General features: G+C 35.8%; 15 protein-coding genes. 1 reads left to right on the forward strand and 14 read right to left on the reverse strand.

The features are described 5' to 3' along the window. Positions 1 to 84 precede the first annotated feature (84 nt). From EPR_RS08190 to EPR_RS08235, 10 genes are all read right to left on the reverse strand, one after another. Entirely contained in the window at positions 85 to 1,305 is a 1,221-nt protein-coding gene (locus EPR_RS08190) for a type II secretion system F family protein (protein WP_200762737.1), read from the reverse strand. Then, positions 1,305 to 2,969, reverse strand: a complete 1,665-nt coding sequence (locus EPR_RS08195; RefSeq protein ID WP_200762738.1) for a GspE/PulE family protein — start codon at positions 2,967 to 2,969, stop codon at positions 1,305 to 1,307. The genes EPR_RS08190 and EPR_RS08195 overlap by 1 nt, the downstream gene beginning before the upstream one ends. A gap of 57 nt (positions 2,970 to 3,026) precedes the next feature. Continuing rightward, on the reverse strand, positions 3,027 to 3,593 hold the full coding sequence (locus EPR_RS08200; RefSeq protein ID WP_200762739.1) for a prepilin-type N-terminal cleavage/methylation domain-containing protein: 567 nt from the start codon (positions 3,591 to 3,593) through the stop codon (positions 3,027 to 3,029). After that, positions 3,580 to 4,629: a tetratricopeptide repeat protein gene (locus EPR_RS08205; protein WP_200762740.1), complete on the reverse strand. Its 1,050-nt coding sequence runs from the start codon at positions 4,627 to 4,629 to the stop codon at positions 3,580 to 3,582. The genes EPR_RS08200 and EPR_RS08205 overlap by 14 nt, the downstream gene beginning before the upstream one ends. Further along, a complete protein-coding gene (locus tag EPR_RS08210) occupies positions 4,622 to 6,175 on the reverse strand; it encodes a secretin and TonB N-terminal domain-containing protein (protein ID WP_200762741.1) in 1,554 nt (517 codons plus the stop codon). Before EPR_RS08210 ends, EPR_RS08205 begins: the two co-directional genes overlap by 8 nt. Beyond that, positions 6,154 to 6,636 (reverse strand): hypothetical protein, encoded by a 483-nt coding sequence (locus EPR_RS08215; RefSeq protein WP_200762742.1) that lies wholly within the window; start codon positions 6,634 to 6,636, stop codon positions 6,154 to 6,156. Before EPR_RS08215 ends, EPR_RS08210 begins: the two co-directional genes overlap by 22 nt. Beyond that, entirely contained in the window at positions 6,637 to 7,122 is a 486-nt protein-coding gene (locus EPR_RS08220) for a hypothetical protein (protein ID WP_200762743.1), read from the reverse strand. Next, complete coding sequence (locus tag EPR_RS08225) at positions 7,119 to 8,501, reverse strand: type IV pilus biogenesis protein PilM (protein WP_200762744.1); 1,383 nt, start codon at positions 8,499 to 8,501, stop codon at positions 7,119 to 7,121. The genes EPR_RS08220 and EPR_RS08225 overlap by 4 nt, the downstream gene beginning before the upstream one ends. Before the next feature lie 83 nt (positions 8,502 to 8,584). After that, complete coding sequence (locus EPR_RS08230) at positions 8,585 to 9,250, reverse strand: 16S rRNA (uracil(1498)-N(3))-methyltransferase (RefSeq protein ID WP_200762745.1); 666 nt, start codon at positions 9,248 to 9,250, stop codon at positions 8,585 to 8,587. A gap of 9 nt (positions 9,251 to 9,259) precedes the next feature. After that, complete coding sequence (locus tag EPR_RS08235; protein WP_200762746.1) at positions 9,260 to 9,661, reverse strand: hypothetical protein; 402 nt, start codon at positions 9,659 to 9,661, stop codon at positions 9,260 to 9,262. Between the two features lie 92 nt (positions 9,662 to 9,753). On the opposite strand from EPR_RS08235, the gene EPR_RS08240 reads away from it, so the two are divergent. Continuing rightward, the gene (locus tag EPR_RS08240; RefSeq protein ID WP_200762747.1) at positions 9,754 to 10,971 is read left to right on the forward strand and encodes a molybdopterin molybdotransferase MoeA; all 1,218 of its coding nucleotides are present in this window, start codon (positions 9,754 to 9,756) and stop codon (positions 10,969 to 10,971) included. 94 nt (positions 10,972 to 11,065) lie between these two features. Here the strand turns inward: EPR_RS08240 and EPR_RS08245 are convergent, their stop codons facing one another. The 4 genes from EPR_RS08245 to moaA form a co-directional block, all read right to left on the reverse strand. After that, positions 11,066 to 11,569, reverse strand: a complete 504-nt coding sequence (locus tag EPR_RS08245) for a c-type cytochrome (RefSeq protein WP_234697125.1) — start codon at positions 11,567 to 11,569, stop codon at positions 11,066 to 11,068. Between the two features lie 11 nt (positions 11,570 to 11,580). Further along, positions 11,581 to 12,162 (reverse strand): 6-pyruvoyl trahydropterin synthase family protein, encoded by a 582-nt coding sequence (locus tag EPR_RS08250; protein ID WP_200762748.1) that lies wholly within the window; start codon positions 12,160 to 12,162, stop codon positions 11,581 to 11,583. Between the two features lie 3 nt (positions 12,163 to 12,165). Continuing rightward, entirely contained in the window at positions 12,166 to 12,924 is a 759-nt protein-coding gene (locus EPR_RS08255) for a 7-carboxy-7-deazaguanine synthase QueE (protein ID WP_200762749.1), read from the reverse strand. Between the two features lie 99 nt (positions 12,925 to 13,023). Continuing rightward, positions 13,024 to 13,989, reverse strand: coding sequence for a GTP 3',8-cyclase MoaA (gene moaA, locus EPR_RS08260; protein WP_200762750.1), 966 nt, complete (start codon positions 13,987 to 13,989; stop codon positions 13,024 to 13,026). Positions 13,990 to 14,085 lie beyond the last annotated feature (96 nt).

The following is a 14,085-nucleotide window of genomic DNA, read 5'->3' on the forward strand; positions in this document are numbered from 1 at the left end:
ATTTTCACAGCAGACCCTAAAAATAGAGCCTGCTGCTACATAGGGGGAGGGGAAGTGTAATTATATCAAAAAAGTGTTTTCTTTTCAACCTTGCTGCCCGACTTGAGAAATCAGATCATATACCGGTCCCATGAGTCCAAGCATAATAATCGCCATAAAAGCACCTACGAAAATTATAACCACAGGTTCAATAAATTTGGAGACATTTTCCGCCATATAGTCTACTTTGGCATAATAATAACCCGATATATACTTCAGCTGCTCATCAAGTGCGCCCGTCTCTTCACCTACCGCTATCATCCTTACGGTAAAAGGCGGATATATATCGGTTTGGCTGAATGCATTTGAAATACTCTGCCCACTCTTTATCTTTTCTATAGCCTCTTCTATCTTCTCTTTGAAAATCGAATTTTTTATATTTTTTTGCATCGACTGAAGTGCATCAAATATGGGAAGACCGGAAATGATGGCAAGTCTTATATATTCGGAAAAAAAAGCTATATTAAAATACCTGATAAACTGTGATATAACAGGAATTTTAAGCAGTGCGGCATCAAAGGCTCTTCTAATCTTCGGAAATTTTTTTATAGCTGATTTGACTATCAGAACTGTTACCAAAACTGCAAACGCTATATATAGAAAATTGTTGTTAAGAAAATCCGAAACCCACATAATAGCCTTAGTAATAGGCGGAAGCTCTATCTTCATCTCTTCAAAAACAGTTATAATTTTGGGCAAAACATACATCAGCCAGACAAGAAGCGCTGCAGTTATGGCAGTCAGTGCAAAAGAAGGGTAAATCATAGCCTGCTTTGCCTTTTTTTTGAGAGTATCTATTCTTTTTAAAAATTCGGCGCCCTTTTTCAGTGTATCTTCCAGTTCTCCGGTCTGTTCCCCTATACGTACCAGACTTATTATAATATGCGAAAAATATTTCTCATATTTTTCCAATGCATGAGAGAGTGATTTTCCCTCTTCAACTGAATAGGAAATCTCTTGCAAAATCTCTTTAAGATCTGGGTTTTCGGCCTCTTTCGCCATATCTTTAAGACCGTCCTGTATTGGCATGCCCGATTTTATAACAAGATGCAGATTTTCAAGAATTTCTATTATCTCTTCGGTCTTGACTCTTTTTTTGTTTAAAAAATACTCTATCGGAGAAAGAAAAGATGGAAGCTCTTTGATATCAACAGCTACCGCACCTTCGCGTTCGATTTTTCTTATAGCTTTTTCGATATTTTCTGCTGCCTCAAAAACAACACTTTTCTTACCGAGACTGTCTATCTTGCTGATAAGATATATCATCAGCCAACCACCCTGTCTACCTCTTCCAAAGAGGTTTCGCCTCTTAAGACTTTCAAGAGCGCATCCTCTCTCAAACTCCTCATGCCCTCTTCTATCGCCTTTTTTTCTATATCGATGGTGCTTTTTCCTTCAACTATGAGCTCTTTAATCTCTTTGGAAATCTCCATAAGCTCCGCAATAGCTAGTCTGCCGATATACCCGGTATGTCTACAATGTTCACATCCTCTTTTTTCATATATTACAATCTCTTCGGATTCGATTTTTTCAAGAAGCCTGTCGGTAAATCCAAACTTTTTCAGCTCATCTTTAGTATAAACTTTTTTCTCTTTGCAATTTTCACAAAGCTTTCTAACTAGTCTTTGGGCAATTATTGCCAAAAGACCCTCTGCTATCATATATGATTTGAGTCCTAAGTCTTCAAGTCTTGAAACAGTGCTGGGTGCATCATTTGTATGTAGAGTCGAAAGAACAAGGTGTCCGGTTATAGATGCTCTGACTGCAAGTTCGGCAGTCTCTTCGTCCCTTATCTCACCTACCAACATAACATCAGGGTCTTGTCTCATAAATGTTTTTATTGCTTTTGCAAATGTATATCCTGCTTTTTCGTTTACCTGTGACTGTTTGATAAAAGTAAAACGGTATTCAATAGGGTCTTCAACTGTCAAAACATTCTTTTCAAGAGAATCTATTTTCCTCAGAGCCGAATACAAAGTTGTCGTCTTTCCGCTTCCGGTTGGCCCCACTACAAGAACTATACCGTACGGTTTTTTGAAATAGTACTCTATCTTTTTCACATATTCGTTTTCAAACCCAAGATTTTGAAGATTGAAAAGCGAACTGTTTTTGGTAAGAAGTCTCAAAACTATATTTTCCCCGTGGTTTGTAGGAAGAGTAGAAACCCTCACATCATAGTCCGTCTCAAGAAAACTGAATGAAAATCCACCATCTTGAGGAAGCCTCTGTTCAGCGATATTAAGTGAGGAAACAATCTTTATACGCGAAACCATACTACTGTGAAGCCGCTGCGGAACAGCAAAACAGTGTTTTAAAACTCCGTCGATTCTATAAAAAATGTGTGTAGTATACGGCTCCGGAGTGATATGAATATCAGTAGCTCTGTCCTTAACGGCGTTATGCAAAATAAGATCGATAAATTTTACAATGTCTATCTCTTTACCTTCAGTGGCTGTTTTTATCATATCTTCAATATATTTTTCTATTGGATGCTCAAGCTGATAATAGTAAAGTTGGGCATATTTAGCTATTTTATTTTTATCGCTTATCACAAACTTTACTTTTTTACGGGTAATTCTGTTTATATAGTCATATACATTCAGATCATTAGGATTTTCTACGGCGACAACAATTGTATTGTCATCTTTCAAATCGATAGGTAGCAGAGGTGTAGATATTGCAAAATCCTTCGGCACTAGCTTTAAAACTTCCATTTTGGGAACAACCATATCAAGGTCTATATATTCAAGACGGCTTTGTAGGGCAACGGCTCTTGCGATTTCATCTGAAGTGATAAAATCGAGATCCTGCAATATCTCACCTATAAATTTCCTGTGTACCTTTTGTACTTCAAGAGCAACTTCAATCTGCTCTTCAGTAATAAAACCAAGCTCTTTTAAGAGTTTGCCTATCGGTTTTTGCTGAGACATCAAAAGCCTTTTATACTTTGAAGGTTCACAAAGACGGCCAGAGCCGCCTCTGGTCTATCAGTAGCTGTAGTAGTATACAAGTGCGGTTATACTTGTATTTAGATCTGTACCCTCTCCGGTTACGTCTGTAACGGCGTCATTTGTAGTTGTGGCAATGTCTCCGTTACCAAGCGTAATACCCGTTGCACCGAGAACATCACCTGTAGTCCCATTAGCTTTGCCATCTAAAGAGTTGTCAACACTTTTTGCAAAAAAGAGTTGATCAGAAGTAAATGTACCTGTACAGTCGTTGGTTACACAAAGTACTATTACATTTCCGAGAGTATTAGAAGCATCAGAGCCTATTTTTACATAAAATGTGGATCCTCCCAGATTGATACTACTATCAGGTTTATTTTTCAACTCACTCTGCAATATATCATCAAGCTCATTAGGGTAGTTGCCATAAATATCATAATACCCAAATGAAGCCACCTCCCACGATTTAACAAGAGAAGTCAGTTTTTTCCCCTGAGCGCCTCTTATAAGATCCTGGCCTTTTAAAACGGCTCCCATTATTATCCCTATGATAATAAGAACTATCGCAAGTTCTACCAATGTAAATCCGCCTCTACCGTTTCGCATCGTTACTCCTTGTATTAGAATTTAATCGGTTTCGGTTCATTTTATACAGATATATCTGCTGTATACGTAATTGTGCATATTCAACAACTCTATTATCGGCCGAAGATAGACATTTTTTATATATTTTAAGAGCTTTTTCCAAATCTCCAGCCATATCAAGTGCTCTTGCATATGAATATATAAAAAAAGGATTTGAAATATCTTTTTTATATGCCGCTTTATAAAAATAAAGCGCTTTTGGTAAATCCTTTTCTTTCTCACTGATTAGACCCAGCAACAGGTCGCAAAATCCGGAATAGGTGGTATGCCTATATTTTATCAATATTTTCTTTGCGTTTTCTAAAAACCCTGACTCTATTGCACCCGCTCCGTATGCATATAACAGACGTTCTTTGTCTTTACTATTAAACAGCAATTTTTCAAAAAGTTTGTCGTTTGACGTCTTACCGCATAAAAATGCAATATTTGCCAATGTCTTTTCCTCTTTTGCTCCGCTGTTATAAGCTTTGAGATAAAACTCCAGGCTTTTGCCAAAAGCACCCTTTCTATAAAAGTCGTGAGCTCTGTTTAGAAAAAAAATAGTTTTTTTTCGATTTTTTGGTTTGTTAAAATTTTTTTGTATATTTTTAGTTATGCGAGTTTTTACAATCTTTTTTTTCTCAACCACGGAACCTTTTTCAAAAAACTTTATCATCTCTTTCAATCTACTTTTTTTCATCTTAACCAGAAATGAGTCTTTATATCCCCTCTCTTTTATCTTGTAGAGAATTTTTTTGAGTCTGGTAAGATTATGTTCATATCCATATCTTACTGCATAATATTTTCCCGATTGGAAAACCATAACATTTTCTTTCATACCCGCAGGCAATTTAGAAACAAAACGCTTGGTACTCTCAGGCCCTTTGGCTGAAAAAATCTGAATAGTATAAAAATAGCCGCTATTTGAAAAAGGTCCTCTCTTTTCACTTTTCCTGTCAACTTCAGCAGCACATAAAACCAAAGCCGAAAACATTAAAAAGCATACAATTCTACTCATTTCCCGTTACTTTCAATTTCAGCAGTATTACCAATTCCTTTTTCTGTCTTGTATCAGTATCTCTTTTGAAAAGCGCTCCTACAAGAGGAAAATCTGAAAGAACAGGAACAGAATCTTTCTTTTTTACTTTCAGGTCATTAATTAGTCCGCCGATAACTATCATATCCCCGTCTTTTGCCTTTATGACGGTTCCCGCTTCTTTGATATTGAGCTTGGGAGCGCTTGCGACTACCTGTCCTCCGTCTTCATATGTGACAATATCTTCTATTGTTGTCGAAACCGGCACAATATTGAGCAAAATTGTCCCGTCGTCTCTCACAATAGGAGTCACTCCCATCGAAATTCCCTCCAAGACGTCTCTTCTGCTATATGTTACCTGTGGGATGAGGGTTGTAGCCGTTCCGCTGGTTACAGTAGTATAGTCTATCTTTTTCTCCCAGAAAGGTATTATCCCTCCTGTCAAAATCAGCGCACTCTGTCCGCTTAAGACCCTGATCCTCGGATTTGAAAGAGTCTCAACCGTTCCGGAACTCTGAAGAGCCTGTACAAGTAGGTTCAGATTTTTGCCGCTGAATTCCAAAGCGCCTGAGACCGCACCGGTAAGACCTAAAGTCTGAGTTACCCTCAAAGTTCCGCTTTTTGCAAAGTTGTTAAATATATAATCCCAGTCAATTCCCAACTGATGATCTTTGTTTAGGCTTACTTCAAATATTTTTGCTTCTATCAAAACTCCCTTGTTTGACTGATGAAGTATCGACTCTATCAGTGATTCGACTCTTTTTATATTCTCTTTTGTATCACTGACTATCAGTGTACCGGTAAAACTGTTGAGCGTATAGGTGCCGTTTTTTGAGAGAAGTTCTTTAATATTCATCTCAAGCTGCATATAAAAGTCATTGGCTTCCGCAGGGTTTTCATATTTCAATGAAAAATCTCCGCTAAGTCTTCGTGAACCTCCACCGGTAGTAACACTTCCAGATGTACCAATAACACCTGCTGTCGACGTAGATGTACCTGTCCCCGAAGTTGAACCTGAGCTACTGGCGGCTCCCAAAACATCTCCTCCAAGATTTGAGGTATATGATGAGTTTGTATGAATATACGGAACTTTGAATACTTTTGTCATTGTTCTTTTTATATGAAGAATATTTCCGTTTATCTCATAATAGCAACCAGTGATTTCCATAACCGTATCGAGTGCATTTTTCAGAGGAGCATTTTCAAGATTGAGCGTAATCTTCTGCGATGCCGGCACATCTTTATCTATCACCAGATTGAGATCAGCACTGCCAGCAATAGCATATAAAACTTTCGATAAAGATGCATCGGAAGATGAAAAAGTAAAATATCTGTTGTCAAAAGGGGAAGGTTTTTTATAAATTTCCGGCATTACAACAGGAGGCACCGGCGGAAGTTTTGCTGTTTTCTCATAAGCTTTAAACTCCGGTTTCTCGTTTTTTAAGACTTGAACATCTTTTTTTACACTGCACCCTGCAAAAAATATCAAAATTGCACCCATGAAAATCAATCGAATAATCTCAGCCATTTTACACCTTCATATGTTTTTATCAATACTCTGTTTTTCTCTATCTTTAGAACTCTGGCCCCATTTATATTATCACCCTCACTAACAACTTTTCCGTTTATAATAGCTCTTTTTTTCTCTCCGCTTATTATAAAAGTTACCTTCCATTCGCCCTGACGTATTATCGGCGTTTTTTTAACGGATTTTCTGTTTTCTTTTAAAATTTCTATCAAATATCTCTTTTTTTGCTCCAGCCCCTTTACACTCTCTAAAAGAGCACTGTTTCTTTTCACCAGTGTCTCTATCTCCTGATAACTTCTGGCAATTTTTTTACTGATCCTAATACTTTTCTCTTTTTTTATTACAAAAAAACTCTCATTTAATGAAGTGATAAAAAGTTCCTGATAAAAATATATAAACCCCCAGACAAGCAGCGGGGATAAAAGCATTATAAAATGTACCGATTTTATATATACTCTCATCTATCTCTCCACATATGGTGCAATAAGCTCTTTTTTCACACCGATACTCATACGCGGCCTGTCAAAATGAAACTCTTCTGTGAAAAAGAAAACAGAGCCTTCTTTATTCAAACTAAGCCAGTCGATACATTTTTTTACGTCGTAATACTCTAAAGAGTCTCTTTGCATAACCGTCTTTGCCCTAACACTGTCATTTTTAGGAGTTAAAGAAGTAACCGAAAGAGCGTAGTCTCTTTTATATCTATCAAAAACAGATATCACATTTCTTGTAGCTCTGTTTTTAGAGTCAACAATGTTTTCAAAGTCAAAAGACTCTTTGATATCCTTATCTATTTTTTTAATTCTTTCCGTTTTTCGTATAAGCATATCGTACTCTCTTATAGTACGTTCAAACTTTAAAACCTTTTCCTTAAAAAAAACATCCGCAAGATATGTCAAAGATCCAAGAGAGGCCAATAGTAAAAGAGTAAAAAGTTTAGTCGTCATTTTGCCCTCTTTTTAGTGTCGTATTGTAATACAAGGGTCAAATTTGCGAAAAAACGAAGGCTTTTATAATCGATTCGGCTGTTTAAAACGAGTTTTATATCCTTTTTCTCTTTCATATCCCGAGCAGCTTTTTCAAAAAGATTTTTTGTATTTACAAGAGCGCTCAAAGAAGAAAAATCCTTGGAAAAAGTTACCGTTATCAAAGTTTTATCGAGACTGTTTTTTAAATCTATTTTCTTAGGTTTTACAATATCGAAAAAACTTTTCATACTGTAAAGAGTATTTACCGTTTGACTCCTTAAAACAATGTTTTCGAGTCTAAAATAGTTTTTCAGATAATCGAGTTTATACTGGGGCAAAATATCTATCGATTTTTCAAGATGTCTCAATCTCTCTACTTTCTGTTTCAAAATATCTTGTTTCTCCGTCAGTTCCATATAGGAGAAAATAGAAGAAAATCCAAAATAGAGTATCGGTAAAAACAGAAGTATCGCAGCAAGATTATAAACTTTTTTAAACTGTTTTGTAGCTTTTACTTTTTCAGACTCGAAACTGTTTTTTTTATCTATGAAAAGTATCCCTAAAGAGAGGAGGTGTTTTTGAAACTCGGGATCTTTCGACCTTTTACAAAGAAGAGATGAAACAGGAACACTTAAACGTTTGCCGGTCTGTTCGAAAATGGACTCGGCTACATATTCATCATCGCAAAACTCACCGATATAAAGTAAATTGTCAAAATCGATATCTCTATGCTGCTGAAAAATAAAAAAAAGAGTTCTTGCAATATCGTTTGCAACTGCATCTTTTTTTTGAGCACTGTTCTCAGCAAATATATTGCTTGAACGTGTAAAAAGAATCGTTCCGTTTTTAAAAGCTGTATATATTATCTGCCCATTTTGCACAAAAACGGCAACTGCAGGTTTTTCACCGAATATATGGGATCCAATCGCACTCAAAGAGTGGTAGTCAGTGGTAACAATCTCAATATTTTCTTTATGTTCCACTCTCGAAATACAATCTTCGACCTCATCTTTCAATAGAGCAAAAACTCTATATTTTTTTTTCTCTTCTGCAGGAATTTCCGTTAGAAGTGTATAGGTGAATATAAACTCTCGCTGAAACTCTTTTTTAAGCTGATACGCTATAAGCGTCTCTATTGCACTCGCTTTTTTCACATATTTGTTTATTTCTATCTCTTTAATATACACCTCTTCAGGCAAAAAAGTGATATAAAGCGGTTTTTTGTTTTTTATATATTTTGCAAATTCATCGAAATTCTCAAAATATGAATCATTTTTTAATTCTATAACATCTTTTTTTGTATGAACTTCGACGATATCGACAAAACTCTTTTCTATTCTAAGCAGATGTTTTTTCATGAACAGCCTGATAATAAAATGCAATATCGGTTTTATCTATTCTACTTAAATAAGATTAACACTATTTTAATCGATAAGTTCTGCTATATAACCATTTTCGAACTTATAACAACCGCAGCGGTTTCACTCTTCAAAACCATTTCTGTATCAAATCCAGCTATCCTTTCGCCTGCCAATGCAAGCTCATCATCGGTAAATCCTCCTTCACAGCCTATTACCGCCGTTAAAGGAATTTTATCTGTATAAAGAGTCTTCTTTGAAAAATTTATAAGAATGAACTCAGGATAAGTTTCGCTGAATTTTTTAAGGCTTTCAATCGTTTCTATCTCCATTAAAGAGCTTCTTCCACACTGCTGACATGAAGATATTAGTATTTTTTTTAGTCTCTCTTTGTTGATTTTGAAGTTTTTCTGACTTCTGTTACAATAGATAAAACTTATTTTTGAAACACCTATTTCATTTAACATAGGAAGTGTTTTTTCTACTATTTTGGGATCTACAACACACCATCCCAGATGAAAATATCTTTTCGGCTCTACAGGTTTATTCTCATATGTCTCTAGTTCTAAAAAAGCGTTTTTTTTCCCGATTTGAATCACTTTATAGTGATAAAGAAGTGAATTTTCAAGGTTTCTAAAACAGATCACATCATCAACTTTGTGCCTTCGTGCCCTGAAAAGGTATCTATATGTATCACCCTCTATTTTCAGCTCTTTATTTCCTGCCTCTTCATGGTAAATAAAGACCAATTTTTATCCTTAAAATAAAAAAGATAGTATCGTAACCACGATTATGGCAATTATCTCTGCAATATAGACTTTGCCTGCATAACTTTTAAATCTTTTTTGCTGTTCATGATCCTTTGATGTAATAGTCCTAATTTTTTTGTACATTTTTATCTGAAAAAAAACTATAACAAGCAACAGAAGTATCATCAATATCTCTTTAAAACCTATATTTTCAAACTGGTTTACTGCCATAACAACGAGACCTGTAAAAGCGGTCATCCCCAAAATTACGTTTTGAATCAGAAGCAGAAGCCTGAATTTTCTCGAAAATGTGATAAAATTTGAGATATTTCTGACAAAAAAGAAAGAGACCTGAAAAAGTATCAGGGCAGCAAGTACTGTTATATGTATAGATATAGCGGTTTCAACCAATTTTTCCCCTTTTCGCAATCTGATTATTGAAAGAAGATTATATCAAAAGCCTCTTTATACAAAGGGCAGTTTTTAAAATAGAAGGAGAAATTGTGGCAGTTACGATATACGAAGCTTTGGAAATCATCGAAAAAATATGCAAAAAAAAGGGAACACAGATTCTTCCTATAGAAGAAAGTGTGGGCAGAATCGGTGCTGAGGATATTGAAGCACAATTTGATCTGCCCAGATTTGACAACTCCGCCATGGACGGATTTGCCGTAAAGATAAGCGATAGCGCAAAAGAGGTAAAAGTTATAGGAAGAATCCTGGCTGGAGAAGAGAGTAATTTGAGAGTCGAAAAAGGCATCGCTGTAAAAATCATGACCGGTGCCAGAATACCTGATGGATGTGAAGCAGTCGTTCCTATCGAAGATACGTTGGATTTAGGAGAGAGTGTCAAGCTTCCAGAAAACATAAAAGAGAATGCCAATATAAGACCAAAAGGTGAAGATGTCGCAGCAGGGGAAACAATACTGAGAAAAGGTGAAAAAATAACTCCTTACAAGATATCAGTTCTCTCCAGCCAGGGCGTCTCATATGTAAAAGTTTACAGACGACCTACTGTTGCAGTCTTCGCAACAGGTAAAGAGCTTAAAATGCATTATGAGAAAATTTTGTCCCATCAGATATATAACTCAAACACTCCTACCATGCTTACCAGGTCTTATGAACTCGGCTGTGATGTATATTTCGCCGGTGCAGCCCAGGACGATATAGAGTCAATCAAAAATTTTATAAAAAATATGCTCGATGCTGACATGATTATCACATCCGGCGGCGTAAGCGTAGGAGAAGCGGACTTTACAAAAGATGCATTTAAAGAGATCGGAATGGAACTCTTTTTCGATAAAGTAGAAATCAAACCGGGTAAACCTACTACTCTTGGAAAGATCAATAATACGATTATTCTAAATCTGCCGGGCAACCCTCTGGCTGCAGCGCTAAATTTTGAGATATTCGGAAAATTTATTATAAATATACTATCAGGAAGAGAAGATATATATCAAAACTATATTGAATGCAAAATATCGGAAGATTTAAAAAACAGACCCGGCAGAGAAGTAGTCATACCAGGTTTTTATGATGGCCGGCAATTTACACCATCCAAAAAAAGAGGGCCGGGAATGGTAAGTCCTCTATCCAATTCAAACGGGTTTATTATCCTGGATAGAAACACGGAATTTTTGGAAACGGGAAACAACGTGAAGTTTATACCGGTAAATTTTGAATTTTTAAGTAAAAATTTTAAAGATATCTATACAAAGTGAGCAGATAATTTATATTGTCTTTTTTTCCGCATGAGTATGAAAAAGTGCGTTCAAACCCAACAGACACCGTAGGTTTTTCGCACTTTTTATACGACTATTTCAATTTCGATATATAGTCAGCCAATGCCTCTATCTCTTCATCACTCAGCATAACGACCTGCCCTTTCATCAAACTTTTCATTGAACCGCCGTATGTACCTTTTTTATAACCTTTCAAAGCCTCGACTGTTTTGTCTTTCGGCCACCCTTTTATAACCTGAGATTTCCCCAAAGCTTTTTTCTCACCGTGAACTCCGTGACATCCCGCACATTTTACAAACAGCTTTGCACCGTCTATTGCACTTTCGGTCTCCTTAGCTTTCTCTTCTATTTTTTCTAAGACCTGTTCTGTTTGTGCATTGACTTCTACCTTTTTTTCTGTCTCCTCTGCCACAGGCTCATTTTCAGCAGTTTCAGATTTTACAGTTTCCGGTTTGAGTGTCTGAACAGATTTTGTTTCGACTCTATCCGCTTCTTTTGTTTTCTCCTCTTTTTTCTCTCCACAACCCGAAATCAACAGCATAGCTGCAGCCGTCAAAATAAACAGAATCTTTCTCACGATATCTCCTTTTATACGAATTCGGGATTTTCCAGTTTTTCTCCCCGTATAAGTTTTTCCCACATTAAAGGATCATTCCACTCATTTTTGACCGCATTTGAAAATATTATCTCTTCTAGTCTTATCTCCCCCATATTTTTATTGTGTACATCCTCTAAAGAACAGTGTGCATATCCTGTATCAGTTTCATGAACAATCACACTTTTTAATGTAACATTTTTTTCCCTGTTTTTCATAACGGTGTTCTTTAACACTTTGTCCACCATCAGAAATATTACTCTGCTGTACTGCTCTGCAGAAGGACTAACGGGAAGTTCAACCCATCTTTCACTCCACTTTTTCATATCTTTCAAATACTCCGGGTCATCCTGACTCCAAAGCGTTATAGCATGGTCAAAAGAGTCGATAACATCTTTTATATAGAGTTTTGTCAATCCAAAATCATATACCATCTGCCCTCTATCAAGAAAATCGGACTCAAAAAAAATTTCAACTCTATATGAGTGACCGTGAATACTTCTACTACATCTTCTTGAGCTACAGTTCCTGACAATATGTGCATTTTCAAACTTAAACAATTTTCTGATAACCATCAGCTACCTTTTTTTCTCTCTGTTCCAAAGCCTTACATGAAGCCTGTCACTATATATAAATCCGTAAATCAGACAAAACTCAGCAACAGCTTTGTCATGTTTTTTTAAAATATCGATTTTATCACCCAAAGGCATACAAAAAACCTCAACCTCAGGATAATCTTCTATAATATCCACTATCTCTTCTAAAGCTCTATGTTCTATTATACCTCTATCAAGTGTAAATTTAAAGAAACTAAAGCCTGTATTTTCTATATAAGATTTTATAGCTTCTTTGTTTACTCTTCTTTCATACGGCTCACCGCAGTTACTAAGTTTTACTGCTAATGCAAAAATAACATCTCTATATGCGGGAAATTTTTGAAAATCTATTTTTATTGTGGAGTTTGTCTCAACAGTTACAATAAACCCCTCATTTATAAGATATTCAACAAATTCGTAAAAAGATTTCTCAGCAGCATATATCATCGGCTCGCCCCCTGTTAAAACAACATGGGGTTTGAAATCTATGTTTTCTAGATATTCATTTAAAATATCAATCAATATGCCGGCATTTTTTATCTCTTTCCACTCTTTTTGATAAAGCTCACGACTCACTGCCCTTACCGTATCGCATCCGTAAACTATTTTTCCCTTTACAAAGTATTCTCCAAAGGATGGGCATTTAAGGTTACATCCTCCAAATCTGAAAAAAACAGAAGGAGTGCCTACAAATTTGCCCTCACCCTGAATACTATAAAAATGTTCCACCAAATAGACCATCTGTTTCCTTTTGAGAGTATGTAGTTTGCAGCCAAAGGAAGTTTAGATATATATTAAAACCAAATCTGTAAAATAGTACCGCCCTATTTTAAACTCAAATCAGCCACCTGTTTCATAAAAAGCCCTGTTTGAAGTCTGTGCCTCTTCTTCACTCCATCTGTTTTTTTCAGGCTTGTTTCTTATAACCTCTTTCATAATTTGTGTTGCTTTTTGTATATCTCCTGCTTCTATAGCCTCTTTTATACTCATAGCTTCATCAAAATAGAGACAAGGGATCAGGTATCCTTCAGCAGTTAATCTTATTCGGTTACAGTTTTCACAAAAATCGTGTTTATGCGGATCAATAAGTCCAAATATATATCCATCTTCAAGTTTATAATGAAAAGCCGGGCTGCTACCCTCTCTTCCGATTTTCTTTATAACATATTTCTCTTTTATTTTTTCGAGTATCTCTTTACCGTTCAATCCTTTGATATCGTTGCTTGCATAACTGTTTTCCATATATTCAATAAATCTTACCTGTATTCCTCTCTCTTTACAAAAATCAAGAATATCAACTATTTCATTGTCATTAATGCCTTTGAGAGGAACCATATTTATTTTTACTTTCAAACCGGCTTTCAGTGAATTTTCTATTCCTTCTAAAACATTTGACAAAACATCTTTTTGGGCTATCTTTTCCGCAACTTCCGGCTTTAAGCTATCCAGTGATATGTTGATTCTTTTCAGTCCTGCATCTGCCAGCTTTTGCGCACTCTCCGCCAGCAGATATCCATTTGTGGTAAGTGCTAAATCTATATCACTTTTATAGTCATAAATCATTTTTATAAATTTGTCCAGGTCATGCCGTAAAGTCGGCTCTCCTCCGGTAATTCGTATCTTTTTTATACCTTCATCAATAGCAACTTTTATAAATTTGAAAAGATCTTCAAAAGATAAAAGGTTTTCTCTGGGAACCCAAGAAAAAGGCTTTTCAGGCATGCAATACTGGCATCTGAAATTACATCTTTCGGTTACGGAAACCCTTAAGTAGTCAATTTTTCTTCCATAGCCGTCTATAAGCATAATATCTCCAAATATTTTATTAATCTACGGTAATAGTGATATCAAACCATGAACAGAAGGTTAAATTATACTATCTAAAAATGAATAGTATCATAA

This window comes from Nitrosophilus alvini, from assembly GCF_015100395.1.
Taxonomy (GTDB): Bacteria; Campylobacterota; Campylobacteria; order Campylobacterales; family Nitratiruptoraceae; genus Nitrosophilus; species Nitrosophilus alvini.

Coding starts and splice junctions, on each gene's coding strand:
- EPR_RS08190 (WP_200762737.1), bottom strand. CDS start 1,305: ATGATATATCTTATCAGCAAGATAGACAGTCTCGGTAAGAAAAGTGTT.
- EPR_RS08195 (WP_200762738.1), bottom strand. CDS start 2,969: ATGTCTCAGCAAAAACCGATAGGCAAACTCTTAAAAGAGCTTGGTTTT.
- EPR_RS08200 (WP_200762739.1), bottom strand. CDS start 3,593: ATGCGAAACGGTAGAGGCGGATTTACATTGGTAGAACTTGCGATAGTT.
- EPR_RS08205 (WP_200762740.1), bottom strand. CDS start 4,629: ATGAGTAGAATTGTATGCTTTTTAATGTTTTCGGCTTTGGTTTTATGT.
- EPR_RS08210 (WP_200762741.1), bottom strand. CDS start 6,175: ATGGCTGAGATTATTCGATTGATTTTCATGGGTGCAATTTTGATATTT.
- EPR_RS08215 (WP_200762742.1), bottom strand. CDS start 6,636: ATGAGAGTATATATAAAATCGGTACATTTTATAATGCTTTTATCCCCG.
- EPR_RS08220 (WP_200762743.1), bottom strand. CDS start 7,122: ATGACGACTAAACTTTTTACTCTTTTACTATTGGCCTCTCTTGGATCT.
- EPR_RS08225 (WP_200762744.1), bottom strand. CDS start 8,501: ATGAAAAAACATCTGCTTAGAATAGAAAAGAGTTTTGTCGATATCGTC.
- EPR_RS08250 (WP_200762748.1), bottom strand. CDS start 12,162: ATGGTTATCAGAAAATTGTTTAAGTTTGAAAATGCACATATTGTCAGG.
- EPR_RS08255 (WP_200762749.1), bottom strand. CDS start 12,924: ATGGTCTATTTGGTGGAACATTTTTATAGTATTCAGGGTGAGGGCAAA.
- moaA (WP_200762750.1), bottom strand. CDS start 13,989: ATGCTTATAGACGGCTATGGAAGAAAAATTGACTACTTAAGGGTTTCC.